Below are 26,342 nucleotides of genomic sequence, written 5' to 3'. Positions count from 1 at the left end.
ATCACACTCTCGGATTTTTCCGTGTTTGTTTCGGTTGTACAAAGTCCAATATCATAGCCCAGCAATGCAACCATCGCCGGATTCGCATCAACCAAATTCCCCTGAGGCGTCGTGCGATAGAGCGCAACTGGAATATTCCAGAAAAGCTCACTATAATCACGCTTGGGTTTGGGGTTCAACATATCATTTCCATTGCTCAACATCCCTCGCCTTCGGCGGGGAAATTGCAAAGGCTTACGCCTGAGCAATCATTTTTATTCAAGAACAAGTATATTGATAAACTACTTATAAAATCAACATCGCATCCCCAAAAGAATAAAATCGATAATTTTGATGTTTGGCAAGCTCATACGCATTCAGGGTGCGTTCACGGCCTGCAAATGCACTAATCATCATCAACAGCGTGGAACGCGGCAGGTGGAAATTTGTAATCATGGCATCCACTACCCTGAAAGTATACCCCGGTAAGATAAATAAATCCGTGGGACCTTCAAAGGGCTGGATCACCGTTTTATCTGGAGCCTGACGCGCAGCCGATTCGAGTACGCGTGCGCTGGTGGTTCCCACGGCAATCACACGCCCTCCGGCGTGGCGCGCCAACTCAATGGCCTGTACTGTCTCCGGGGTGATTCTACACCACTCCGTATGGATCTGATGTTCCCGCGGGTCAGCTTCATGCACCGGGGCAAATGTATCCAGCCCAACGTGCAAGGTAACTGAAGCAAATTTTACGCCTTGCGCTTGCAGCGCTTCCATCAACTCGCGGGTAAAATGCAACCCGGCAGTAGGCGCAGCCGCGGAGCCTGGCTCCTGGTTATACACGGTTTGATAACGTTCCGGGTCAGTCAATTTTTCATGGATATACGGCGGCAGCGGCACATGCCCAATCGCATCCAGATACGGGCCTACGGGTTCGTCAAAACGCACCAAACGCCGCGCCCCGCCCAGATCGGCGAGAATTTCGGCCTGGGGACCATCATCCAGTTGCACGCGCTTCCCGGGGGTGAGTCCCTTGCCGCCACCGAGCGCCTCCCAAACCTGCGCTTCCTGGCGGCGCAGCAGGAGCAATTCCACGCGCCCGCCCGTGGGGATTTTACGCCCGAACAAACGCGCCGGAATCACACGCGTCTGGTTGACGACCAGTAAATCTTCGGGGCGCAGCCAGCCGCCCAAATCACGGAAGATGGTGTGCTCCAGCGTATCTGCAGTGCGGTCGAATACCAGTAAACGCGCACGATCCCGCGGCTCCACCGGTGTTTGCGCTATACAGCTTTCAGGAAGAACATAATCAAAATCGCTGGTTTTCATAAAAGCTGCGGCTGTTGATGCGAGCGCGGCGGCTGTAAACCGAGGTGTTCATAAGCCGCCGGGGTTACCAGGCGTCCCTGCGAGGTGCGCTCCAACAAGCCCAACTGCATCAGATAAGGTTCAACAACATCCATAATCGTATCGGCTTCCTCGCTGATCGAGGCAGCGATGGTCGAAAGCCCGACCGGGCCGCCGCCATATTTTTCAATAATGGCGCGCAATACGCGCCGATCCATCTCATCGAGGCCGCGTTCATCAACATTGAGCAAATCGAGCGCCTGCATAGCGATTTGCTGTGTAATGGTGCCATCGGCGCGCACCTCGGCATAATCGCGCACCCGGCGCAGCAGACGCAAAGCCACGCGCGGCGTGCCGCGGGCGCGCTGCCCGATGGCAGTAATCCCGGCCGCCTCAGCAGGCACATTTAATTGATCAGCAGCGCGGATAATAATATCTTCCATATCCTGAAGCCGGTAATAATCGAGGCGATACGTGGCGCCAAAGCGCGCCCGCAGCGGAGCTGTAACCAGCGCCAGCCGTGTGGTGGCGCCCACTACTGTAAAACGCGGCAATTTCAGGCGAACCGAACGCGCCGAAGGGCCTTTGCCGATCACAATATCGAGGGCGTAATCTTCCATCGCCGGATAAAGTACTTCTTCCACCACTCGGCCCAGGCGGTGAATTTCATCAATGAAGAGAATATCCCCGGCGCGCAAATTGGTGAGAATGGCGGCCAAATCGCCAGCGCGTTCAATCGCCGGGCCAGCCGTCACCTTGATATTAACCCCCATTTCATTGGCCAAAATATGTGCCAGGGTGGTTTTTCCCAATCCGGGCGGGCCGTAGAAAAGCACATGATCGAGGGCTTCACTACGCTGGCGGGCCGCCGTGATTAGAATACGCAAGTTTTCCTTGATGAGTGGCTGCCCAATTAACTCTTCCAGCCCTGTAGGGCGCAAAGCATAGTCCAAACGGTCGCCGGGCTTCGGTTCGGGGTCAATGACGCGGTTTTCATTATCAGTCATACAGGCAATTATACAATATGGCAGTAAAATAAGGGAACAGAAGACGGATGACCGCTGACGGATGTCAAAATCCAGCCATCCCGGTCATCCATCCCCGGGTTCCCGCCATCTATCTTTGTCAAAACGCAAGGAGTTAAGTGTATGTCCAATGTTTACGCTTCCACACACCCTCTGGTCGCCCACAAAATTACCCGCATGAGAGATCAAGGCACACTCTCCAAGAAATTTCGCGAGTTGGTGCGCGAGGTTTCGGCGCTGTTGGCCTACGAAGCCACTGCCGATCTGCAAGTTGCCCCGCGCGCCGTGCAAACCCCCCTTGAACAAACCCAGGGCTATGAACTTAAAGAACCGATTGGTCTGATTCCCATTCTGCGGGCTGGACTGGGGATGGTTGAAGGGATTTGGGAGTTGATGCCCAGCGCCGAGGTCTGGCATATTGGGCTTTATCGCGATGAGCGCACACTCAAACCGGTGGCCTACTACAACAAACTGCCGATTGCCCCCACGGTTTCGGTATGTTTAATTTTGGATCCAATGCTGGCCACCGGCGGATCAGCCATCGCCACAGTGGATGTGCTAAAAGAATGGGGAGTCAATAAAATTAAATTTGTGGGGATTCTGGCCGCCCCCGAGGGAATCGCCGCCCTCCAGGCTGCGCACCCGGACGTGCCCATTCATATCGCCACGATTGACGACCATCTCAACGAGCATGGCTATATCGTCCCCGGCCTGGGCGATGCTGGGGATCGTCAATTCGGCACAGGATGATTAAAAAAAGAGTCTGGCAGGATACACCTGCCAGACTCTTTTTTGATACGGTTGGCTACGCCTCAGCGGCGGCTTTGGCGATGCCTTCAAAGGCAGCCGCCTTGAGGCTGGCGCCGCCAACCAGCGCGCCATCAATATCTGATTGGGCAAAGAAAGCAGCCGCGTTATCGGGCTTGACCGAGCCGCCATACTGAATCTGGATTCTCTGAGCTACATCATCGCCAAACATTTCAGCCAGCGCCGGGCGCACTACATCCCGATGAATGGCGTTGGCATCTTCGGGGGTAGCCGCCAACCCGGTGCCGATGGCCCAAATCGGCTCATAGGCAATAACCAGTTTGGCGCCATCTTCGGGGCTTAGATCAGCCAAACCACCACGCACCTGACGGGAAACCACAGTGGTGGTCTGCCCGGCCTGATTTTCTTCCAGCGATTCGCCAATGCACACAATCGGCGTCAGGCCGTGCGCCAGCGCTGCCTTAACTTTGCGATTCACCGTTTCATCAGTTTCGCCGAAAAACTGGCGGCGCTCTGAATGTCCAATAATGACATACTGACAAATCTCGGCCACCATCGCAGGCGCGAGTTCGCCGGTAAACGCGCCGCTTTCTTCCCAATACATATTCTGCGCGCCCACGCCAATTTCAGAATCGGCCAGCATTTCAGCCACCGCGGGCAAAGCCAAACTGGTCGGGCAAACTGCCCGGTCGATATTGTGCAAAGGTTCGAGCAGGGGCAGTAACTCGGCAACTAACTGGCGGGCTTCGGAAATCGTTTTATTCATCTTCCAGTTTCCAACAACAAACTTTTTACGCATCGTACACCTCATTGATTAAACTTCTGCAAGAAAACCCGCGCCTGCTCGCGTATCCACAGTGGGTTTTCTTTTTGATTGATTAAATCGCGCCATTGTTGCAAAGCGGCATCTTCATTTCCCATGAGATACAAAATTTCAGCATCCAACAGCAACACTTCCGGCGCGTCCGGATACTGTGCTTTAAGCTCAACCATTTTTACCGCGGCCACTTCAGCATTATCATGATGCAAAATATTGCGAATGCGGGCAACCTCAAAGGTCAGCGCGTCAATTTCGGTTTCAAAACTACGCAGGGTTTGCAACGCATCCACGCCCACCGATCCCAAATAGATCATCTGCGTATGTCGATCCGCAACCCGCTCGCGCATCGCCTCGCCACCCATCTGGATTGCCAGAATATAATAGCGGGCCGCAAAAAGATAGCGTTCATGTCCTTGCAGAATTTCGGCTGCGTGCAAATAAATTTCAGGGTCCTCACCCGCCAGTTCGCCCACCTTCAGCATTTGCGCCTCGACGAGGGCAAATTGACGCTCGCGCAACAGCGCATCGACCAATTCCAGCCGCAGCCAGGGATCATCGGGCGATTGCTCTACTGCCAGCGTCAAGGCTTCGGCGCTCTCTAATGAGTCATTCATCGACAGCAAGATATTTTCAAAGTGCTTTTCAATAAAGTTCAGTATCCACGGGGGCGTATTAATCTGGTTGCGCAAATCTTCAATCAGAAGAATGGCTGTATCAATCTTCCCCTCCATCTGATAAATCTCAATTTGCAGCAACTTGGCTTCGGCATAATCGGGGAATTCCAGCAGCGTTTCATCCAAAAAGGGCTGCGCGGCCAGGGCTGAATCGTTAAACAGAATATTGCGCGCCTTGAGGATGCGCTCAAAAGGCTGGTCCACCTGTGCCACCGCCGGAATCGGTATGCTTTCCCCCGCGCCAGGAAGAGCAGCGGCCATATACGCCGCCTGATGGAAGTTCTCCATCTCATTCACCAACCACTGCGGATTTTGCTGGCGCATTGCCAGATACACCTGTGTGGCTTTCACCCAGCTTTCATTATGTGCCAAAATCGCGGCAGCCTTGCGATATACTTCAAAATCATCCGCGCCGTAAAGCAGGGCATCATCCACAGCAGCTTCGGCAGAGATTGTCTCGTTGATTTCAAGATATGCCGAGGCCAATTCGAGGTAGGTATATGGCTCTTCGGGGTTGTCAGTAATCTGAGCTAAAATCTCTTCAACGCGGTCCGTGAACACAATTTCCGTGGCAGCCGGTTCAGCATCGAGCGCGAACTCCGGCTGGCGATTTTGTGCAATTGCAAAAACGACCAGACAGCAAAATATCAGCACTACGCCAATGATGATGGCGCGCCACAGTGAATTTCGCCGCAATTTCTTTTTTCCCTTCCCGGACGGGATGGGCGTTTCTTCCTGCGGGGTTGGCGCGGCCTCCACGGATGTGGCTACCGCCTCCGAGGTTGATTCAGCTCGCACAGGCTCCGGCGCGAGGGTTGGCGCGCTCCCCTGGGTGATCTCAGCCCGAGGTCGCGCCAGCGAATCCGGCTCCACTTTCTGAATCGCCTTGCGGAAGGCTTCCAGCAGCGCATCCACGGTGTCAAAACGGTCGCCGCGTTCCTTCGCTAATGCCTTCAATAAAACGCGCTCAAGGGATTCAGGGATTTCCTGGCGAATGTTGCGCGGCAACGGCAGGGGCGTATAAATATGGTCGTGGATAATGGAAAAGGGCGTATCGGCACTGAAAGGCACCTGCCCAACAATTAGCTCGTACAACATCACCCCAAAGGAGTAAATATCGGTGCCGTTGTCGAGTTCGCTCACGCCCATAGCCTGTTCCGGCGAAATGTACTGGGGCGTGCCGAGCATCATATCCCCCGAAAGCGTGGATTCGCCCGCATGGGCAATGCGCGCCAGGCCAAAATCGGCCAGATAAATGCGGCCATCTGCGGCCAGCAAAACATTGGAGGGTTTGATATCGCGATGCAAAATGCCTTGCTCGTGGGCATAAGCCAGGCCGCCGCCGACTGCATCAACCGTTTCGAGAAGTTCAGCATCAGTGATGCTGGCGCGATTCAGCCGCGCTTTAAGCGTTTCCCCCTCGATGAATTTCATCACCAGATAAGGGCGACCTTCGTGTTCAGCAAAATCATAAATGGGGACGATGTTGGGATGCTCAAGTCGGGCGACTACCTGCGCTTCGCGCTCGAAGCGCGCCAAAAAATTGGGGTCTTCCATAAAAGCCGGGTGCAGCGCCTTTATGGCTACATCACGGTCGAGACGGGCATGATAAGCCCGGTAAACGGTCGCCATACCCCCCTGGCCCAATTTTTCGAGCAAGCGATACGGGCCAATATTTTCACCAACAACAAATGGCATAACAATATTCTCCTGACACGAGTGCCACGATTATACCTTACACGAAAAGGAGTACAGGGCGTATGTAGCACACCCTGTACTCCTTTTCAAACAACGGTTGATTGCCTGCCTATTTGTCATTCAGCGCGGCAAGGCCGGGGAGTTCATCACCTTCGAGCATTTGCAGCGAAGCGCCGCCGCCCGTAGAAACGTGCGTTACCTGATCGGACAAGCCCGATTGATTAATAGCGGCGACTGAGTCGCCGCCGCCAATGATGGTCAGGGCGTTGCTCTGCGCGACGGCCTTTGCCAGTGCAAAGGTGCCTTGTGCAAATTTAGGGAATTCAAACACACCCATCGGGCCATTCCAGACAACGGTACCCGCGTTGGCAACCACTTTGCCGTAGCCTTTGATCGTCTCAGGGCCAACATCGAGGATACGCCATCCATCGGGGACCGGCCCCACGCCCAAAGTCTTGCTTGCGGCCTCGGCATCGAATGCATCGGCGATGACCATATCTACCGGCAAACGCAATTTGCCGCCTGCCGAATCAAGCAATTCGCGCGCCACTTCTAACGCGTCTTCTTCTACGAGTGAATCCCCCATCGGGTAGCCTCCGGCCTTGAAGAAGGTATTCGCCATGCCGCCGCCAATCAAAATGCTATCGGCCTTAGAGAGCAGATTGCGAATCACACCAATCTTGTCGCTAACTTTGGCCCCACCCAAAATAGCAACAAAAGGGCGTTTTGGGTCAGCAATCGCCTGGCCGAGGTATTGAATCTCTTTTTCGAGCAAAAATCCGGCAATCGCGGGCAGGTAATCGGCCACACCCACATTGGAGGCGTGGGCGCGGTGGGCGGTGCCAAAGGCATCGTTGACAAAAACATCGGCCAGCGAAGCCAGTTGGCGCGCCACCTCGGTGTCATTTTTCTTTTCACCCGCATGGAAGCGCGTATTTTCGAGCACCAAAACCTGCCCGGCCTGCATGGAGGCCGCAGCAGCTTCAGCCACCGGCCCAATGCAATCTTCGGCAAAGCTAACCGGCGCTTCGAGCAGGGTATCGAGATATTCGGCCACCGGGCGCAGCGAAAATTGGGGATCAACACCTTTGGGGCGTCCGAGGTGCGAACATAATACCAGTGAAGCCCCCTGATCGAGCAAATATTCCAGGGTGGGCAGGGCGGCCCGAATACGAGTATCGTCGGCAACCCGGCCAGCATCCAAAGGAACGTTAAAATCAACCCTCACCAAAACGCGTTTGTTAGAAAAATCAAAATCTCCGAGTGTTTTTTTTTCAAACATCGCAGTCTCCAAGTTTTCTAAAAATAGGGGTATTCAAGGCTTTGCCCGGAATACCCCTATTTTTAGTGAATCTACAATGAACTATACAACACTAAGCGATTATAGCGATTGTGCCATCATAACCGCCAGATCAACCGTGCGGCAAGAGTAGCCCCATTCGTTGTCGTACCAGGAGACAACTTTGAGGAATTTATCGCCCATCATGGTGGTCAGAGCAGCATCTACGATGGATGAACGACTGTCGCCTTTGAAATCCATCGAAACCAGCGGTTTGGTCTCGAAGCCCAAAATGCCTTTGAGCGCGCCTTCGGAGGCAGCTTGCAAGGCGGCATTGACTTCTTCTACAGTGGCCGATTTCTTAAGTTGGACTACGGAATCAACGATGGAAACCGTGGGGGTTGGCACGCGAATAGCGTAACCATCAAATTTGCCCTTGAGTTCAGGGATTACCAGCGCAATCGCCTTGGCTGCGCCGGTAGTCGTGGGAATCATGTTCGCTGCCGCAGCGCGGGCGCGGCGCAGGTCTTTGTGCGCCAGATCGAGAATGCGCTGATCGTTGGTGTAGGCGTGAATGGTGGTCATCAAGCCCGATTCGATACCAAAGACATCGTTGATCACCTTCATGGGGGGGGCCAGGCAGTTGGTGGTGCATGAAGCATTCGAAACAACATGATGTTCGCCAGGTTTGTACCAGTCATCGTTGACGCCCAGCACAACGGTCAGGTCTTCGCCTTTGGCCGGGGCTGAGATAATCACCTTCTTGGCGCCGCCTTTTTCAATATGCGTTTGAGGGCCGGGGTCTTTGGCTGTATCACGAAAAACGCCTGTGGCTTCAATCACGATTTCCACACCGAGGTCAGCCCAGGGCAAGTTGGCAGGCTCACGCTCCGAAAAAACCTTGATCGTCTTGCCATCGACAACCAGATTGCCATCCACGACATCCACTTCGCCATCAAAAATGCCGTAGTTCGTGTCATATTTGAGAAGATGCGCGTTCGTCTCCGTTGGGAACAGATCGTTAATGGCGACAATTTCCAGTTCGCTTTTTTCCTGCTCCATAATTACGCGCAGCACCTGACGCCCAATCCGACCAAATCCATTTATACCAATTTTTGTTGTCATAATATCCTCCAGAAAGCAAATCTTTTTTACAGGTTCATAAATTTGATGAACCTTTGAATAGCGTATTTGTGTCATCCAACCCCAATTTTCAGCCGTGAATTATATCACTATTTTAGGGAACCGGTTCCATAAAAGCTCGGAAATTCAAGCAATTGGACGTTCGGGGTCGGTGATCCAGTGGCTCCAGGAACCGACATACAGGCGCGGCATCCCCAACCCGGCATAAGCCATCGCCAGCACATTATGCGCCGCGGTCACACCTGAGCCACAGTAAAAGGTCGTGCGGGCGGCAGGGGTATCGTCCAGTAAGGCATAAAAATATCCCCGCAGAATCGTCTTGGGGCGAAAGCTGCCATCCGGAGCCAGATTTTCGCCAAAAGGCCGCAAAACGGCGCCGGGGATATGCCCGGCAACGGCATCGAGTGGTTCTTCCTCGCCACGGTAACGCTCAGGTGCACGCGAATCCACGAGTTTATAGGCCGAATCGCCAAATTCTGCCAGCAAATCATCGGCAGTGACGAGCAAATCGGGACGCGGACGCGGTTCAAAGGTGCGCGGCGCTGGTGAAGCGGGTTCTGCATCCACAGGCAAATTCTCAGCCTGCCAGCGCGGGAAGCCGCCATCGAGCACAGCTACTTGCTCATGACCAAGCCAGTGCAAGAGCCACCATAAACGTGAAGCAATCGCCCCGCCATTGTCATCATAAACGACAACCTGCACGCTAGAGCCAATCCCCCAGGTGCCAAGTTTTCGGGACAAAGCCTCCACATCGGGCAAAGGATGGCGCCCGGTCACGCCGGGTTGCACCGGAGAAGAAAGGTCTTCATCCAGATGGGCATAGACTGCCCCTGGGATATGCGCCGCCTGATAATCGCGACGGCCTTTTTCGGTATCCTCCAGCCAAAAGCGGCAATCCACGACCACCCAGGCTGAATGCTGGAAATTCTCAAACAGAGTTGCAGGGGAAATTATGGTTGTATGCGACATACTGAAATTCTATCATGGAGTTTTAAGCGTTCAACCCGATAGTTTCGATATAATGAAGCAGGAACAAGCAAAACCAAAGGAGCGTACCATGATTGAAATTGCTATTATGATCGAAGGACAAAACGGACTGACCTGGCCGCGCTGGCAGCGTCTGGCGCAAGCGGTGGAAGATTTGGGCTATACCGGCCTGTACCGCTCAGATCACTACACCAACGCCAATCCGCCAGATAAGGAATCGTTGGAATTGTGGACATCCCTGACCTGGCTCGCCAGCCATACCCAACGGATTGAATTTGGCCCGATGGTGACTCCGCTCTCGTTTCGAGACCCAACGATGACGGCGCGCATGGCCGCGGCGGTGGATGATCTTTCCGGGGGGCGGTTGATTCTGGGCCTGGGGGCGGGTTGGCAAGAAAGAGAACACACCAACTATGGGTGGGATTTGCTGGATATTCATCAACGCTTCCAGCGCTTTGAAGAAGGTTTGGAAATTATTACGCGCTTGCTGCACAGCGATACACCCTCCGGTTTTCGCGGGCAATTTTACCGAATTCAGGATGCGATATTGCTGCCGCGCCCGCAACGACCCGGCGGGCCATCCATTCTGATTGGCGGCAACGGCTCGCAGCGCACATTGCCTCTGGTCGCGCGCTTCGCCACCGAGTGGAATTCAATTTACCTGCCGGTGGAAAAATTCCAGGAACTTAGCGCCCAACTCGACGAAATGCTCAGCGCGACAGGGCGCCAGCCCAAAGAAGTGCGCCGCTCGATGATGACGGGTTGTGAGTTTGGCGTAGATAAAGCTGAAGTTAAGCAAAAAGTCAAAACGCGCACCAAAGGCAAACTCTCGCCCAAAGAGCTGCACAAGCGCGGGTTGATGGTCGGCACAGCCAATGAGGTTGTTGAGCAATTGGGCAAATTGGCTGAGGCCGGTTTACAGCGCGTTATGTTGCAATGGCTCGATCTGGATAATCTCGACGGGTTGGAATCACTGGCGGGGGGCGTATTGCCACAATTGTAATTTGAACGTATCAGCCCCGCCGCAACACCTATCCTGTCAGAGCGAGTACACTCACCACGACCCGCCATAGGTACAATTACCGAGTTAATCCATCAGCGCATCCTTGACAAGCGCAGTTGGGTTTGTTAGCATTGCGGCGGTATTATCATAAAAGTTTCGCAGTTTATAATTGAATATGTGGAGAGCTAGCGACTGAGCCCTGAATTATCAGGGTTACGAGGTGGAGGTTCCTCCCTGCGAAGGGAGCGCTAATCCCGACAACCGTCGGGAAAAAATCGGATCGATCAGCGGGTGCCTCCGAAGTCCGGCCACGGGCTTCGTTTCTCCCTTCCAAACAAAGCAAATGACCGAAAAACGACCGGCAACGGTGGCGACAAAGTCTTGGCAGTGGCACAGGTATTGGCCTGTTTTTGTATGGAAGGGCTGCCCACAACCAGATGATCTAAAATAGTGGCACGCCCAGGCGTGTCATTTTTATTTAATCCAAGGACAGATAAGCGATGGCGCACATTTTTCAGATCAACCGTTCCAGCGGAGGCGTCCCAAAGCTGGGGGTATCAAAAACTAAAATACTGACAGAGGGGGTAAGTGGCGACTGGCAAAATGACCGGGTACATCATGGCGGCCCTGATCGAGCGGTGTGCTTGTATTCGCTGGAATTGATCCTGGCATTGCAGGCAGAGGGACACCCGGTGTTTCCCGGTGCTTTGGGAGAGAATCTGACTCTCGCCGGGCTGAGTTGGCCGGCGATCATCCCAGGGGTGGTGCTGCACCTGGGGGAGGCTACCCACCTGGAGGTTGTCTCGTACACCACACCTTGTACACACATCCGGCCTTTTTTCCATGATCATAACTCCAACCGCATTCATCAGAAAACACATCCCGGATGGTCGCGAGTCTATGCACGCGTTTTGCAATCCGGAGAAATCCAAGTCGGTGATAAGGTCACGCTACTAAAGGAGCCAGTCCATGACAAATAATATTCGCCAGCAAAAGATCGCATCTTACGGTCAGGCCTATAATACGCTCAAAGCTGTATTGGCGCGTATTCCCAAAGAAGCCTGGAATTATCGTCCTACACCCGATCGCTGGACAATTCGGGAGATCATCATCCACATCACAGATAGCGAAGCCAACAGCTATGTGCGCTGCCGACGATTTATTGCTGAGCCGGGTAAGGACTTGATGGCTTACAATGAAAATCAGTGGGCGAAAGCCTTGAAGTATGGCGGGCAGAATATAGATACCTCCCTGGAGCTTTTTCGCTGGCTGCGACAGGCCAGCTATGAGTTGATTCGCGATTTACCTGATGAGGTTTGGGCACACGAAAATTATCACCCAGAAAACGGCATGATGACGATGGATGATTGGCTGGATACTTACGAAAGCCATGTAAACGATCATACCGCTCAAATGGAAGAAATTTTCTCCCAATGGGAAATACAGGTTACGCACTAGCGTGATTTGCAACTTTGCAGCGCGTCTCACGTATTAGAAAGTGTAGTAATCAACCTATTAAAAATCAATGGAGGTTCAAACAATGAAAGTTTATTCTGCACAACTACGCTGGCTGCTGATGCTGGTGATGGTTTTCACGCTCACTCTTGGCTTTGCCAGCACTGCCTATGCCTTTGAAAATATCGATGATGGCAATCTCCCGGCCGGAGAAGTCGTTGATGATGATCTGTTTATCTTTGGAGAAAATGTGGTCGTCGACGGAACCATCAACGGCGACCTGTTCGCCTTTGGGAATACGGTGGTCGTCAATGGCACCGTCAACGGCAGCCTGTTTTCAGGTGCGCAGTCTGTGACCGTTAATGGCGCAGTCAGCGGCAGTGTTTATACAGGCACAAGTTATACCCAAATCGGCTCAAACGCCGAGATTGGGCGCAACCTATTTTTCGGCGGCTTCGCCCTGGATGTTCAGGAAGGCGCAAGTATCAGCCAGGATATTGCCGTTGGCGGCTATCAGGCCGTAGTGAATGGTGATATTGGCCGCGATCTCTATGCTGGCGCGGGCGCGCTGGAAATCAATGGCTCGGTTGGCGGTGATGTCAAGGCTGAAGTCGAAGGGCCAACTCAGGATGTAGGCCCAACCCCCTATATGCCGTTCACGCCTCCAGGCGCACCCGCCATGCTCCCCACTGGATTGCGAATTTCTGAAGATGCTCAAATCGGCGGGCAGATCGCTTATACCAGCCCGATTGACCAGGGGAATACTATCGAAACGGACCCTGCTGGCGGCGTGGTCTTCAGCACCCCGGTTCCCGACACAACCCCCGGTCATACGCCTGAAGTTAGCGCACAATTTAACGTAGGCCGTTGGTTACTGCAACGCGCACGCGAGTTCTTCACGTTATTGGTGCTGGGTGGTTTCATCCTGTGGCTGCTGCCAGATCTGCTCAATAAAGTTGTCGCCAAAGTTCAAAGCGAACCGTTACCCTCCACCGGATGGGGTTTCGTAACCATCATCGTGGGGTATGCAGGTGCAGTTGTTGCCGCCGGATTAGTGCTGGCGCTGGCGATATTCTTCGGCGTGCTGACTCTCGGCGGGCTAGGGCGCTCTATCTTTGGGGTGGGCTTCTCATCCCTGGGCTTGGTAATGGCAATTTTTGTCCTGCTAATAAGCTACGGCTCCAAGCTGGTAGTGGCTTTCTGGGGCGGCAAATGGATTTTATCCAAACTGGCTCCCCAAGCTGCTGAGAGCAAAATTTGGCCGCTGGTGTTGGGAGTGGTGCTCTACGTACTGCTGCGGGCAATCCCTGTGCTGGGTTGGGTTATCGGCGTAATCGTCACCTTACTCGGTTTAGGCGCCATGTGGCTGGTCTTCCGTGAGTGGCAGAAACCTGCAGGTGCGGGTGAAGTCGTAGCCGTTGCCTAATCACACCGACGATTCGATAGGAGTTCAACCAATGTCTATTTCAAGAACCAAGTTGCGACGCTCACATCGTGACCGTGTGGTTGCCGGAGTATGTGGTGGATTGGGAGAATTCTTCGGGATCAGTACCTTTTGGTTTCGGCTGGCCTTCCTGATCGCGCTGATACCCGGCGGTATTCCGGGATTGCTACCCTATATGATCTTGTGGATCGTCATCCCAACCGACTAAAATCCCCCCCGTGGAAACGCAACGCTTCCACGGGGGTTTTCTTTTCAACAAGCATATACAGTTTCCAGGAGAGAAATATGACCACACGCTTCGATGACTTCCGCGCCTACCGACAAAAGATGAACGAACGCATCTTCGAAATTGACCATCTCGGTATCAAACGCTTCTTCAACCTTGATACGGCTGCGTATCGCGATGGAGCATTGGACTCCAAGACCAAAGAATTGTTGGGGCTGGTCGCATCGGCAGTGTTGCGCTGCAACGATTGCATTGATTACCATTTAGAGCAATGCGTCAATATCGGCTGGAGCGATGAAGAACTCTACGATGCCCTAAACGTCGCTTTACTTGTCGGCGGCAGCATTGTCATCCCCCATCTACGCCATGCCGTGGAAACAATTGACCTGCTACGCGCAGAGCAAATCTGAACTCCACAGCGCCTCTCCGAGTATTTTTAGCAAGAACACTCCAGCAGACACAACCTGGGTGGGCTACTTTGTGAGGTGCTATGCAAAACAAAGTAAAACTGGGTTCCTTTGGGAATTCTTCGCATCTCATCCCAAACCAACTGACGAATAAACCTATGAAAACACAGAACATACACCAAAAATTAATAAGCATCTTTTTATTGGCGATTTCGCTCGCGACCCTGTGGGGCTGCCGCGCTGAACCAGGAGAACCCAACCCAACCGCGCTGCCCACCGAAACCCCGGTATTGGGCAAATATGACCACCCCGGTGATTATCAGGTTTTCATGATTATCGCCGGTGCAGAACGAACTTTCTTTCTACATATTCCCCCTGCATATCAACCCGATACACCCGCGCCGCTGGTCTTCAACATCCACGGGCGCACAGATACCGCCGAGCACCAACAATTAATGACACAATTCAACGCCAAAGCCGACGAAGCCGGTTTCATCGTTGTCACGCCGCAAGCCGAGGATGACCCTCCCACCTGGTGGGGCGCGGTCCCCGGCACAATCGGCGCGGCGGATATTACCTTTTTTGTCGCTATGCTGGATTATCTGCAAAGTGAATTGAGCATTGATCCCGCGCGCATCTACGCCGCGGGATTTTCCAACGGCGCTTCAATGGCAAATCGCTTGGCCTGCGCTTTCTCAGATGTCTTTGCCGCCATTGCTCCAGTTTCCGGCGGGCATGTCGGGTATTACGAATGCGAAGCCGCACAACCGATTTCAGTACTTGCCTTTCACGGTCTGGCAGATTCGATCATCCCCTTCGATGGCAATCAATTCAATCCGCTCGTGCTTGATTGGATGGGAGCCTGGGCGCAGCGCAACGAGTGCCAGGCTACCCCCGCGGCAGATTCAACGCAGGCAGACCTCACGCGCTACACCTGGGAGGGCTGCCTGCCCAATGTGGATGTGACCCTCTACGCCATCGAAAACGCCGGGCACACCTGGCCCGGCTCCGATTTTGTCGCCGATGCTGGCGGCACTACGCAAGCCATCAACGCCACCGACGTTATCTGGGATTTCTTCGCCACGCACCCCAAAGCCGCGGGCACAATCATACCCCCTACGCTGGAACCCACACCCGAGCCTGTTTCCGGTTACGCCACCCCAGGGGATTATTTCAAACTCATCAATTCTGATGGCTACGAACGCACATTTTGGCTGCACGTCCCCACGGATTATGATCCCGCGACCCCCGCAGCACTCATCATTAATTTTCACGGGCGCACATCGAATGCCTTCGATCAGGCTGATTTAAGTCTTTTTTCGGCCACCGCCGACAAATACGGCTTCATCGTTGTCTATCCCCAGGCCACCGGTAACCCCGCCACTTGGGAAGATTTTCCCGAATCAGTCAGCGGGGTCGATGATGTTCAATTCACACGCGACTTAATAGCCCATCTCTCTTCAGAACTTAATATCGACCCGGCGCGCGTCTATGCTACGGGCCTTTCCAACGGTGGTGGGATGGCAAACCGTCTGGCCTGCGATCTGGCTGACCAGATTGCCGCCATCGCTCCGGTGGCGGGAGGCTACTATTATTGGGAAGATTGTGCCCCCAACCGCCCGGTGGCGGTGATCGCCTTCCACGGTCAGCGCGATACCATCATCCCCTACGAAGGCACCGACTATGAAGAATTCGTCAACCTGCCCACTGTGCCGGTTTGGGCGGCAGGATGGGCAAAAAACAATCAATGCTCGGCAGAGCCAGAGCATCTGACCAGCGGTGGAGTGATCACAACCGACACCTGGCGCGAGTGCGACGATAACGCAGATGTGGTACTTTACTCGCTGGCAATGGAAGGCCACAACTGGCCAACAACCACTTTCGGCGGAGATGTTTTCGATCCCACGACGGTCAATGATCTGATCTGGGAATTTTTCGCAGCCCACCCCATGCCCTGATAGGATGCGCCTCAGCCCCGGAGCAAACCTGCCTCGGGGAACGGCGCGCCAGCCGCGAGCGCAGCTACGAAGACATTAATGTTTTTGAAATGAAATGCCCCCGGCGATCACATCATCCGGGGACATTTCTCTCATACAATTTATATCGGCATCAGGGAATCGGGAATGCATCATACGGGAACGGCAATCCCGGAGCGCCATTGCAAGGGTTGTCGTAATTGCAAGCGTCAATTACAAAAGGTTGCTTCATTACGGTTTCCCAGCTCACGCTGCAATATGCTGATCCAATATCGAGGCCGCCACAATATGTATCCAGAATCGCAATATTCCAGTTACGGTGGTATTCATTCGGCAAATAGGCCCAGGTTGCCCCATCGCTTAATGGCTGTAATTGAAGTTCAACGAACTCGCCATCATATAGTTCGGCATAGACGGCAGCGGGACCATTTATAAAACTGAGGTAAAGTGCATGGTAATAAACATCACCGCCATTCCCATACCAAAATATCACCCCATTGGCAGGGACATTATAAAACCATTCTTCATTATGTTCGCCCCGAATGAGGATGTGGTGTGTCGGGAATGAACGATTGACGGTGATTTCACCCCACTCGCCGGGGCCAATACTGTTTAGTTTCCTGGTTCCTCTAAACATCTCTTCTTTCAGCGAAACTGCTTCACTGACCCAATTTCCCTCTTGGGCATAAAGATGTTCAATATCCTCATTGCTATTATTGAAAACTCGAATCGCCTGGTAATACCAAACTACATCTGTGTAAAGACGAGTAACTTGTCCCGCGGTCACCTTGACATCGGTAAATACCTGGCCAGTTCTCCCTTCGATTTCGGTACGTACAATATAGTTTCCAGGGAGAAGATCTGTTCTACATGATTTGCCAGGTTGAAGATTGCTGCACATCATTGACCACCGGGCATAATTTATATCGTCGGGATCATAACTGAGCCACTGAACACGATCAAATGGTGTCACTTTGGTAGTATTCATGAGCTCGATAGTTCCATAAGTCGCCAGATTGTCTGCAGCGAATGTAGACTCCACATTACTGGCATACAGGATCATGATGGCCGCAACAAAAACAGCGATGAAAATCCATTTTTTCTTCATAACAGTACCTCCTCAAATAAATTGGGTTGCTTCTTCACATCGATGATTGCCCCATTGTGAAAATTATAGCATGACAATCTTGATGCTATAAAATTGAATACTTAAAAATTTATGGCTTTTTGGGAACTGCCGTGAGAAACCTCCCCTAATGTGGATAACTACCGCGGAGATTCCCAGAGATTCAAGTAAATGGCTGCCAGAAACGTGGAATATATACTCGTCAAGAAAGGACCAAATAATGAAAACACCTCTCCGAATCTTCGTTTGGCTCCTATGTCTCGTATTACTCAGCCTAAGCAGCGGTAGTTGCACCACAACAACCGCAACTGCTGAAATCACCGCGCCTGTGGCCCCTGACAACGCGGCCAAACCACCCAGTGAAGAATCTGCTCCATCCCTCAGTGCCGGGTTGGAAGACTTGCCCTTCGATGTCTTTCTCGAAGAATCCTACCTGCGACTGCTCCAACGCGATCCCGAGCTGGTCACAGAACTCGGCCTCGACGCGGCCTTCAACCTGCCCGGCGACCAGCTCACCGACATTTCCGACGCCTACATTCGCCAAACCCAACATCTTGAAAGCGAAATCCTGGCGCAACTGCAAACCTACGAGCGCACCACCTTGGCCCCCGATCAACAACTATCTTATGACACCTACTTCTGGTATCTCGATGACCGCGTGCGCGGCCATGAGTTCATGTACCACGACTACCCCGTCACGCACTTCATCATCGGCCAGCCATTCCTGCTCTACCACTTCTTCACCGAAATCCAACCCGTGCGCAATCTCGCAGAATCCCACAATTACCTCGCCCGCCTTGCCCAGGTCGAAACGAAAATCAATCAGCTCATCGAGGGCCTGCGTTTGCGCCGCGAAGCCGGGATCATCGCCCCCAAATTTCTTTACCAATGGAGCATGGGCAGCGTGGACGACACTGCCCGCTCCATGCCAGAATTAACCGTATTTTATCGGAATTTTGCCGAAAAGCTGGATGCCATCTCCGAGATTTCCGCGGACGAAAAGCAGGCGCTGCTCGCGCAGGCGGAGGAGGTTACGCGCCTTCAAGTGATTCCAGCCTTCAAAGATTTATCTGCGTATTTGAGCGAACTGCAATCCGTGGCCCCCACAGACGATGGAGTCTGGCAGCACCCCAATGGGGAGGCTTACTACGCCTACACCGTGCGCCATCACACCACTACTGAGCTAACCCCCGACGAGATTCATCAGCTTGGCCTGAGTGATTTGGAGCGTATCCACGCCGAAATGCGCACTATCTTCGGTGAACTTGACTATCCCTCCGATGAGAGTCTGCCCCAACTCTACCGCCGAATAGCCCAGAACGGCGGCACGCTGACCGGCTCGGAGATTGTTGCCAAGTACGAAGAAATCATCGAGCAAGCCAAAACCACTGTCGCCCCGGTCTTCGATATGCAACCCTCCGCCGATGTCATCGTCATCCCCGGCCCCACAGGCGGCTACTACGTCTCCCCCGCCGTAGATGGCTCACGCCCTGGAGCGTTCTACGCCGCCGTCGGTGGCAGCGAAGAATATTTCGGTATGCCGACACTGGCCTATCACGAAGCTGTGCCCGGACACCACACCCAGGTAGCCCTGGCCCTGGAGCTTGACCTGCCTTCCTTCCGCCGCGGCAGCCACTTCACCGCCTATGTTGAGGGCTGGGCGTTATACGCCGAGCGTTTGATGTGGGAATTGGGTGTTTACGAGGATGATCCCTATGGCGATTTAGGCCGCTTGCAATACGAAGCCTTCCGCGCCGCCCGCCTGGTAGTGGATACTGGCATCCATGCCAAACAATGGACTTTTGACAAAGCCGCCGCCTTCATGACCGAAAATACTGGCCTTGATGCGGGTATGGTCAATTTCGAGATCAGCCGCTATATCGCCTGGCCGGGGCAGGCCCTGGCCTACAAAATCGGCATGAGCGAGATTTTAAAACTGCGCCAAATGACCGAAGAACAGCTTGGGCAGCAATACGATCTCAAGGATTTTCACAATCTGGTATTGAGCAATGGCGCGGTACCCCTGGATATTTTACAAGAGCTTGTCTATGAATATATTGAAAGTAAATAACGCAAAAAAATACCCCTCTCCCGTATCGGGAGAGGGGCCAGGGGTGGGGGTCACTCATTTTCGAACAGGCTGCCGGTTGTCCCGGTGGCATATAATTGATTAGTCGTGATCCCCTGCGCTCAGGTTTTCAGCGCCGGGCATCTTGCCTACCAAAGTCTGTGGCTTGTGAATCAAGAGCGGCAAGTGCTGCGGGCAAATCCAGGTCTCCACGCCTTGAGAACGCAGAGCAATTAAAGGAACTTCCGCATCTGTGCGGTCACATTGGATACAACGGGGTTCGTTTGAGGTCATAGATATCATCTCCTGAAATTTTAAGATGACCAAGTATACCCGAAAAGAAAATGTGTGGGGATGCGATGAATTCCCGCACATTTTTTCTAATGCAGCGAACCCCCGTCAATATTATTTACGCCGCAAGGTTATCACAATAAAGATTCCCATTACTACCAACACCAAAATTACCAACGGCAGAACCGGCGCGGCCTGCTCAACAAAGCTAGGGCCGGGAAGCGGGGTTTGTGTCAAATAAGGGGTGGGCGAAAATACCGGCGCGGGTGTTTGCGCACATTGATTAGTCGTCACTACGATGCTAAAGAAGGTTTCTTCATCAACACTCGCGTCACTGGTCACCGCAATATTCCACTCGCCTGCCGCGGGATGGAGTACAGTATATAGTTTTAGATTATCGCCGCTCTGGAAGGAAAAATTACCGTAGGCATCATCAATCCGATTTCCATCCGGATCAAGAATCTCCAAAATGGGTATTCCGGAAGTCGAGTTGAGCGCCAAACTGAACTCGCAGGTGTTCTCCGGAACCGTTTGGGGTTCTACCGCCTCGGATGCATTAGCCCCGATATAACCAATCATCTGGGCAATTTCGCCTACCATCCCTTGACGGCAGGCCACAAAGAAGTTGACCAGTTCATCACCACTTTTGGCAAAGAGATATTCGCCTTCAGTTTCGTACGCTAATGATGCCAGCAATTCATAATCGACATGCGCTTCTGTGGGGCCAATGCCCACGGTGCAAATCACAGCATCCATCGCGTTGGCGCGCGGCGGAATATCGCGAATGACTTCGTCGGGGCCGGGGCCAACGGTAATATGCCCATCGCTGAGCAATAGAATCACAATTGGCTTATCGGGGTCGGCATTACGCTCCAATTCACGCAGGGTTTCGTCGAGCCCATCGTAGATATTGGTCATCTCAAGCGATTCGAGGGCGTCAATTTTGCGCTCTACAATATCATGGTCCGCGGTCAACCCCCGGAGCAGTACGGAGTCGGTTGAGAAACGTACCAACCCCAGGGTTGAATCCCGCCGCCCCGCAGCACTATCCAAACGCGATAAATCAATCAGGGTTTTGGCGGCCAATTTCGCTAGATCCAACTTACGAGGGATTCCCAATTCCGCAATCATCGTATCTACATCGGCAGCCAGCGCATCAATATTCAAATCCAGGCGTTTTGCATCGCGCTGATCGATGAGTGCATTATAGTTACGCGTTTCGAGGGCGTCAAAATATATTTTATAGGCCGCGTCGCTGTTCTCTTGCAACGATGTATACTCCGTTTCACCGACATAAGGCACCAAATCGCGAAGGTCTTGCTGATTCTCGTAGTTAATCGTCACGCCACTGCACGCCTGCGCAATCCAGTAGTCAATCTCATCAATTGTCAGCGCGGTAGCAATGGGTTGATCATAAATTGGGTTGCAATCCAGATCAAGGAGTGCTTGCCGCGCTTGCTGCATAATAAACGCCTGGTTTTGGGCATATTGATTTTCTGCAAACCACGCATCGAGGGCATCCACGGTTTCAAGATAGGCAGCGCGCGCATCTACGATCTCGGGATCAACGAGAATATCGTCAATGGCTTGCTGAATTTGGAGAAGTTCATCGTTTTCATGCGCGGCATCGAGTTGATCGTATAGTGCAAATAATTCGTCTGGCAGATCGTCGGTGAGAATCGGTTCTTCCATGCTGCTGGAGACATCCAGCACCAGAATAACCTGAATCACGTCATCAGGCTCTTCGGGAATTTCCTGAGCATGAACGGGAAAGAAACTCACCCCCACGAAGAATAACCCCACTAATAGCAGTACGAACCAGCGCTTACCTTTCATCTGGAGCCTCCCCGAAGAATTGAGATTTAGCCGTCAAAATTATTCTAGCATAATTTCTAACGAGTTTATGGGTTTTGACTTGAAATGTCCCCAAGAGCGCACACCAGAATAAGCAGGTTTTTTGATTTCGCGCGGTGGTCTGTGCGCAGATGATTTCTCTAATTTTTTTCAACAGGCTCAGGTGATGATGTGATATGATTCGATTGGCGAAAATAATCTATTGCAATTTTTTGATCGAGGAGAAAGCTATGAGCACATTACACTCCGACCTGGCTCAAGTCATCATTAGTGAGGAAGAAATTCAAAAACGCGTAAAAGAACTGGCCGCTCAGATTGAAAAAGATTATGCCGATGTCGAACGGATTATGCTGATCGGCATCCTCAAAGGGGCTTTTATCTTCCTGGCCGATTTAGCGCGCGCGCTGAATATCAATCATACTGTAGATTTCATGGCGGTTTCGAGTTATGGTAAATCGGGCGCGGTGAGCGGCGCAGTGCGGTTGGTGCTGGATGTGCGCGAGCCGGTCGTCAACGAGCATATCATCATCGTTGAAGATATTGTTGACAGCGGCAACACGCTCAGCTATTTGTATCATACCCTCAAGGGACGCCAACCGGCCTCGTTAAAAACATGCGCTTTGCTGGAGAAAAAACGCGACAACCTGGATGTGCCGATTGATTATTTAGGTTTCAACATTCCGGACGTGTGGGTAGTTGGCTATGGTTTGGATTATGCCGACACACACCGCACGCTGCCATTTGTGGCCGAGTTGAAACCTGAAGTCTATCAATAGTAACAAAAAGCGGGCATATTGTTTTGAAAAACAATATGCCTGCTTTTTTGTCACACCTTACCCGATTTTATGGGTAAATCGCATAAATCACTTGACAAAGTTCCCATCATCTGCTAAAATTCAACCATCTCACCCGATTTATCGGGTATAACAACTGAAGCAGGAGCAAGATAATGGCGAATTTGGAATTGATTTCCCCACAAAAAACAGCTACATTCAGCTTTGCAACCGCACCCGCGCACAATCTATTATGCAGTCTGTTCCTGCTCAATGAAGATAAAGATGAAATAAGCGAGTGGGTTACGAAAACCAAAAGGAGACTCACAAATGAACAACTGGAAGCAAACAAACTAACGGCTGCCCTGGCATCCCGCTTTTTGGGAGGCACAAGCTGGGCAAGTTTCTCAGACTGGATCGCCCACCTGGAAGGCTATAACGCTATCGAAATGCGCGACTGGATGATCGAAGATTTTCGCAAAGCCTGCTGTCAGATCACAGATACCCCCCTGGACGATCTCCCCACGGCGGCGGCAATTCTTGCCGATGAAGAAATTTACCTGGCACTGTATGAAGAACTTTACGCGCACAAATCGCCGGAGAAAAAATGCGACTGTGATGCCCATAGAAAAGAGTTCCAACTCTACCAGCAGCCAAACGCCCTCAAGGAACTACTCGTCAGCCATCTGACATGGATGTGGGACGAGTTTTACCAGGACGAGTGGCAGCGCGCGCGCCCCTTGCTGGAAGATTCGATCCAGGCATTCCAGTCAGTTCAACTTTTTGTAAACTCCACAGAGGATGCGCTGCGCAGCATCACCGGGCGCGAGCAAATGCCTCAAATTTGGGATCACTGGATTGCCACAGTCGAAAATGTTATCGTCATCCCGTCAATGCACATTGGCCCCTATTTAATGACCATCGACAAAACGGAAAACACTGTCTGGCTGATTGTGCGTGCCCACATCCCTGAAGGGGCCAGCGTTTCATCACCATCGCTCACCCGCTCCGAATTGCTGATGCGCCTCTCAGCGCTTTCCAATGAAACCCGATTGCAGATTCTTGAATTGCTCAACACAAAAGGCGAACTCAACGCCAGCGACATCCAGAACCAACTCGAACTCACGCAATCGGCCACATCGCGGCATATTCAACAATTATTTGCCACAGGATACCTGCACCAGCGCCGTCTGGAAGGCGTAAAACACTACCGTATCCATCATCAGCGCATTGCCAATACCGCCAAAGCGCTGACTGGTTTCTTACAAGCGTAGGAGAATTAAAAATGTCGAAAGATCGTTTATTTGTCCTGGATTTGCTGGATGAGGGAAAAATCTCCGTGCCAGAAGCTGTGCATCTTATCGAAGCCATCACAACAGCGAATGCCAACAGGGCAGACAATCGCCAGCCTGAACTCACCATTGAACTGCTGATCGACTAGGCAGTTTCCACTCCCCCATAAAAAGAGCGTGCGCCAAAATCCGGCGCATGCTCTTTTTATGGGCTACAGGCACGCATGCAAAGCACAATAATTCTCATAGCGTAATTGAGCAATCTCACCGCACTCAACGGCTGCCTTCACCGCGCAATCCGGCTCGTCGAGATGAACGCAATCTGAGAAACGGCATTTGCCCACGTGAGCATTCATTTCTGGATACCAGGATGCCAACTCGCCGTGCCCAACTCCCGCCAGGCCAAAATCGCGGATGCCCGGCGTATCAATCACTACCGTATCAGCATCCAGGTACCACAAGCTCGATTGCGTCGTCGTGTGCCGCCCCTGACCGGTGAACAACCCTTGCTGGCTCACCGCGCCAACGCGCAGGTCAAGCTCCGGCGCGATCGCCATCAACAGCGACGATTTCCCTACACCAGAGAGTCCCGCCAGCACGGTCATTTTTCCGGTCAAAAGCTGGCTTAGTGCGTCCAAACCTGCGCCGGTCAGCGTGCTGGTTTGAACTACCCGCCACTTCAGGCTTTCGTAAACCTGCAGCATGGATTCAAATTCATCGCGCTGGTCAGCTTCCACCAAGTCCACCTTGTTGACCACAATCAGGACTTCAAGTGCATTGCGCTGCGCGGCAATTAAATAGCGGTCTACCAATTCGGGCCACAGATACGGCTCGCGCCAGGAGGCCACAATTATCACCTGATCGACATTGGCAACCACTATTTGCTGCACGGCATTCCCCTTCATCGGATCAGGGCGCGCGAGCACATTCTGCCGGGGTAGCACATCTTCCACAACACCGCGACCTTCACCATCACGCGTTATCAAAACGCGATCACCTACCGCAACAACTTGGCTATACGCAGATTTTTTATGGCGCAGATTACCACGCAACGTGCATAAGATAGATTTGCTGCCCGGAGGCGAATCCCCACCCAGGTGGACGCGACACAGCCCGGAGTTGATCTCCACAACCAGGCCAGGGATATGCGCGGCGCGCTCCGGGGTTGATTCTTCCACACCGGAGGCTGGCGCCACCCCCGAGGGAGTCCGCTTAGCCTTGCTAGATGCCAGGCGCGCTACCTGTTTGCGTCGTTCGTCTTCGCCGCGCGGCATGATGCGCTCATCCAGGTTATATTCATCTTCCCAATCGTCATCCAGCCAATCTTTGTGTCGAGGTTTCTTCTTCGAAGTTGGCGCATCTGTTTTGCGGCGAGCTTGGCGAAGTTCTTGCTTGCGAATATGTTTTTGCATTGATTTGAGCTGTCGGTCTACTTGTTCAAGTTTATCGTCCATCATAGTATTTCATCATTTGCCCGTGCCGATCTTCAGCCGAGACGACCCAGGCATACATAGCAATTTGAATGTGTTGACGAATTTGTATCCACCAGAGATGGCGCGCCCGTAAAATAGAGATGGACGCACGAATTTCTTCGCAGGTATCAATATAGATTTCGATGGTATTCATTATCCACCTCCTTTCAAGGCAGGGTATGAGGCGTATGGATTACACCCTTTGGCATCAACGCTCTTGCGCTGATATGGTCAAATAGGCGCATGGATTACGCCCTTTGACTCAAAAACGGCCACGGATCTAATCCGTTGGCCGTAGAAACAGGCGCGCTGCGGCGCGAATGAAAACAGCCACGGAGCATAAGTGCGCCGCAGCCGTTAGGGTCGGGTCAAAGAGCGAATGGATAGCACTCTTTGGCAACAAAAAAGCCGCAGGTTAGACACCCGCGGCCAACAGAATTTATAATACGCTGAAATCGTTCAGCAGTTGGGCGCGAGGCGCACTTCTCGAACAAGGGATTTCGCCATATAAACTTGAGCCATGAGAATACGCCTCCTTTAAGAAAATTTTGGCTGTTCAACAACCGCCACAATGATAACAGAATACAGGGGCAGGTCAAGGTAATTTCAAATCAAGATTTTAGGGTTGCTGGCGCAACGCGAATGCAGCGTTGATGAGCTCGCTACTCTGCTGTCGATCAAAGCGCCGACTGTATCGCACCATCTGCAATCACTGAAAAATTTGGGGGTGGTCGCGATGCGTAAAGATGGCAACGATCATCTCTATCGCCTGGATGTCGATCATCTGAACACCCTATCCAAAGATGTTTTTTCTTCGTTGAGCAAAGAAAAGGTTGTGCATCTGGCCGGAGATGTAGAGTATGACACCTGGCAGAAAAAGGTACTGGAGACGTATGTAGATGCTGAGCAAATTCTTGAAATCCCCTATGGGTATAAAAAGCGCCTGGTCGTACTCAAATGGCTAATCAATTATTTTGATAAGGATAAACGCTATACTGAAAGGGAAGTCAATGAGATTATCAAACAGCATCACCCTGATACAGCATCGCTGAGGCGCGCTTTTATCAGCAATAAATTAATGGCTCGCGAAGGCGGTGGGGGTCTTTACTGGCGCATTCCCTGGCAAATGCCAGAATTAAAATAAAAAGGTGGCTGCTTCGTGCAACCACCTTTTTTTATTCCCTAGCAGTTTGTCGGAGAGGCAAGTACTTTGACAACATAAATAGCCCGATGGG

At 52.4% G+C, this 26,342-nt stretch carries 26 protein-coding genes; 13 read left to right on the top strand and 13 right to left on the bottom strand.

The genetic code is table 11. The features are described 5' to 3' along the window. The 3 genes from HN413_03430 to ruvB form a co-directional block, all read right to left on the bottom strand. The coding region (locus tag HN413_03430) for a hypothetical protein (GenBank protein MBT3389439.1) at nucleotides 1–182 on the bottom strand (182 nt) is incomplete at its 3' end. A gap of 103 nt (nucleotides 183–285) precedes the next feature. Next, nucleotides 286–1,308 carry a tRNA preQ1(34) S-adenosylmethionine ribosyltransferase-isomerase QueA gene (queA, locus tag HN413_03425; protein ID MBT3389438.1) on the bottom strand — a complete coding sequence of 341 codons (1,023 nt, stop codon included), beginning with the start codon at nucleotides 1,306–1,308 and terminating at the stop codon, nucleotides 286–288. Continuing rightward, nucleotides 1,305–2,333 carry a Holliday junction branch migration DNA helicase RuvB gene (gene ruvB, locus HN413_03420; GenBank protein ID MBT3389437.1) on the bottom strand — a complete coding sequence of 343 codons (1,029 nt, stop codon included), beginning with the start codon at nucleotides 2,331–2,333 and terminating at the stop codon, nucleotides 1,305–1,307. Before ruvB ends, queA begins: the two co-directional genes overlap by 4 nt. A 141-nt stretch (nucleotides 2,334–2,474) precedes the next feature. Between ruvB and upp the strand changes: the two genes are divergently transcribed. Continuing rightward, nucleotides 2,475–3,101, top strand: coding sequence for a uracil phosphoribosyltransferase (gene upp / locus HN413_03415; protein ID MBT3389436.1), 627 nt, complete (start codon nucleotides 2,475–2,477; stop codon nucleotides 3,099–3,101). Nucleotides 3,102–3,156: 55 nt separating this feature from the next. Here the strand turns inward: upp and HN413_03410 are convergent, their stop codons facing one another. From HN413_03410 to HN413_03390, 5 genes are all read right to left on the bottom strand, one after another. Then, on the bottom strand, nucleotides 3,157–3,918 hold the full coding sequence (locus HN413_03410) for a triose-phosphate isomerase (GenBank protein ID MBT3389435.1): 762 nt from the start codon (nucleotides 3,916–3,918) through the stop codon (nucleotides 3,157–3,159). Between the two features lie 8 nt (nucleotides 3,919–3,926). Then, entirely contained in the window at nucleotides 3,927–6,311 is a 2,385-nt protein-coding gene (locus HN413_03405) for a serine/threonine protein kinase (GenBank protein ID MBT3389434.1), read from the bottom strand. 109 nt (nucleotides 6,312–6,420) lie between these two features. Then, on the bottom strand, nucleotides 6,421–7,593 hold the full coding sequence (locus HN413_03400; GenBank protein ID MBT3389433.1) for a phosphoglycerate kinase: 1,173 nt from the start codon (nucleotides 7,591–7,593) through the stop codon (nucleotides 6,421–6,423). A gap of 99 nt (nucleotides 7,594–7,692) precedes the next feature. Beyond that, on the bottom strand, nucleotides 7,693–8,715 hold the full coding sequence (gene gap / locus HN413_03395) for a type I glyceraldehyde-3-phosphate dehydrogenase (GenBank protein MBT3389432.1): 1,023 nt from the start codon (nucleotides 8,713–8,715) through the stop codon (nucleotides 7,693–7,695). A 144-nt stretch (nucleotides 8,716–8,859) separates the two neighbouring features. Continuing rightward, the gene (locus HN413_03390; GenBank protein MBT3389431.1) at nucleotides 8,860–9,702 is read right to left on the bottom strand and encodes a sulfurtransferase; all 843 of its coding nucleotides are present in this window, start codon (nucleotides 9,700–9,702) and stop codon (nucleotides 8,860–8,862) included. Nucleotides 9,703–9,790: 88 nt separating this feature from the next. On the opposite strand from HN413_03390, the gene HN413_03385 reads away from it, so the two are divergent. The 7 genes from HN413_03385 (at nucleotide 9,791) to HN413_03355 (ending at nucleotide 16,213) form a co-directional block, all read left to right on the top strand. Next, nucleotides 9,791–10,723 (top strand): LLM class F420-dependent oxidoreductase, encoded by a 933-nt coding sequence (locus tag HN413_03385; protein ID MBT3389430.1) that lies wholly within the window; start codon nucleotides 9,791–9,793, stop codon nucleotides 10,721–10,723. Nucleotides 10,724–11,223: 500 nt separating this feature from the next. Then, nucleotides 11,224–11,703 (top strand): MOSC domain-containing protein, encoded by a 480-nt coding sequence (locus HN413_03380; protein ID MBT3389429.1) that lies wholly within the window; start codon nucleotides 11,224–11,226, stop codon nucleotides 11,701–11,703. Next, nucleotides 11,693–12,181: a hypothetical protein gene (locus tag HN413_03375; protein MBT3389428.1), complete on the top strand. Its 489-nt coding sequence runs from the start codon at nucleotides 11,693–11,695 to the stop codon at nucleotides 12,179–12,181. Before HN413_03380 ends, HN413_03375 begins: the two co-directional genes overlap by 11 nt. Before the next feature lie 82 nt (nucleotides 12,182–12,263). Then, the gene (locus tag HN413_03370; protein MBT3389427.1) at nucleotides 12,264–13,604 is read left to right on the top strand and encodes a polymer-forming cytoskeletal protein; all 1,341 of its coding nucleotides are present in this window, start codon (nucleotides 12,264–12,266) and stop codon (nucleotides 13,602–13,604) included. Between the two features lie 31 nt (nucleotides 13,605–13,635). Further along, on the top strand, nucleotides 13,636–13,830 hold the full coding sequence (locus HN413_03365; GenBank protein ID MBT3389426.1) for a PspC domain-containing protein: 195 nt from the start codon (nucleotides 13,636–13,638) through the stop codon (nucleotides 13,828–13,830). 77 nt (nucleotides 13,831–13,907) lie between these two features. Further along, nucleotides 13,908–14,258 (top strand): carboxymuconolactone decarboxylase family protein, encoded by a 351-nt coding sequence (locus HN413_03360; protein MBT3389425.1) that lies wholly within the window; start codon nucleotides 13,908–13,910, stop codon nucleotides 14,256–14,258. 155 nt (nucleotides 14,259–14,413) lie between these two features. After that, nucleotides 14,414–16,213 (top strand): hypothetical protein, encoded by a 1,800-nt coding sequence (locus HN413_03355; protein MBT3389424.1) that lies wholly within the window; start codon nucleotides 14,414–14,416, stop codon nucleotides 16,211–16,213. Between the two features lie 151 nt (nucleotides 16,214–16,364). Here HN413_03355 and HN413_03350 read toward each other — a convergent pair whose 3' ends face one another. Beyond that, nucleotides 16,365–17,339, bottom strand: coding sequence for a hypothetical protein (locus tag HN413_03350; GenBank protein MBT3389423.1), 975 nt, complete (start codon nucleotides 17,337–17,339; stop codon nucleotides 16,365–16,367). A gap of 238 nt (nucleotides 17,340–17,577) precedes the next feature. Here HN413_03350 and HN413_03345 point away from each other — a divergent pair, with 238 nt between their 5' ends. Beyond that, nucleotides 17,578–19,428 carry a DUF885 domain-containing protein gene (locus tag HN413_03345; GenBank protein MBT3389422.1) on the top strand — a complete coding sequence of 617 codons (1,851 nt, stop codon included), beginning with the start codon at nucleotides 17,578–17,580 and terminating at the stop codon, nucleotides 19,426–19,428. 99 nt (nucleotides 19,429–19,527) lie between these two features. Here the strand turns inward: HN413_03345 and HN413_03340 are convergent, their stop codons facing one another. Both HN413_03340 and HN413_03335 read right to left on the bottom strand, forming a co-directional pair. Further along, a complete protein-coding gene (locus HN413_03340) occupies nucleotides 19,528–19,719 on the bottom strand; it encodes a hypothetical protein (GenBank protein MBT3389421.1) in 192 nt (63 codons plus the stop codon). A gap of 111 nt (nucleotides 19,720–19,830) precedes the next feature. After that, entirely contained in the window at nucleotides 19,831–21,552 is a 1,722-nt protein-coding gene (locus tag HN413_03335) for a VWA domain-containing protein (protein MBT3389420.1), read from the bottom strand. 248 nt (nucleotides 21,553–21,800) lie between these two features. Here HN413_03335 and hpt point away from each other — a divergent pair, with 248 nt between their 5' ends. From hpt to HN413_03320, 3 genes are all read left to right on the top strand, one after another. Beyond that, on the top strand, nucleotides 21,801–22,346 hold the full coding sequence (gene hpt / locus HN413_03330; protein ID MBT3389419.1) for a hypoxanthine phosphoribosyltransferase: 546 nt from the start codon (nucleotides 21,801–21,803) through the stop codon (nucleotides 22,344–22,346). 173 nt (nucleotides 22,347–22,519) lie between these two features. Next, entirely contained in the window at nucleotides 22,520–23,617 is a 1,098-nt protein-coding gene (locus HN413_03325; GenBank protein MBT3389418.1) for a winged helix-turn-helix transcriptional regulator, read from the top strand. A gap of 11 nt (nucleotides 23,618–23,628) precedes the next feature. Beyond that, nucleotides 23,629–23,784, top strand: a complete 156-nt coding sequence (locus HN413_03320) for a hypothetical protein (protein ID MBT3389417.1) — start codon at nucleotides 23,629–23,631, stop codon at nucleotides 23,782–23,784. A gap of 63 nt (nucleotides 23,785–23,847) precedes the next feature. On the opposite strand, the gene rsgA is transcribed toward HN413_03320, so the two are convergent. Both rsgA and HN413_03310 read right to left on the bottom strand, forming a co-directional pair. Further along, a complete protein-coding gene (gene rsgA, locus HN413_03315) occupies nucleotides 23,848–25,092 on the bottom strand; it encodes a ribosome small subunit-dependent GTPase A (protein MBT3389416.1) in 1,245 nt (414 codons plus the stop codon). Then, complete coding sequence (locus tag HN413_03310) at nucleotides 25,079–25,261, bottom strand: hypothetical protein (protein ID MBT3389415.1); 183 nt, start codon at nucleotides 25,259–25,261, stop codon at nucleotides 25,079–25,081. The genes rsgA and HN413_03310 overlap by 14 nt, the downstream gene beginning before the upstream one ends. 456 nt (nucleotides 25,262–25,717) lie before the next feature. On the opposite strand from HN413_03310, the gene HN413_03305 reads away from it, so the two are divergent. Further along, nucleotides 25,718–26,251, top strand: a complete 534-nt coding sequence (locus tag HN413_03305; protein ID MBT3389414.1) for a metalloregulator ArsR/SmtB family transcription factor — start codon at nucleotides 25,718–25,720, stop codon at nucleotides 26,249–26,251. The last annotated feature ends 91 nt before the right edge of the window (nucleotides 26,252–26,342 follow it).

The organism is Chloroflexota bacterium (assembly GCA_018648225.1).
Lineage (GTDB): Bacteria > Chloroflexota > Anaerolineae > Anaerolineales > UBA11858 > NIOZ-UU35.
The sequence above is the reverse complement of the archived record's forward strand: the minus strand, read 5'-3'. Positions and strand labels throughout refer to the sequence as shown.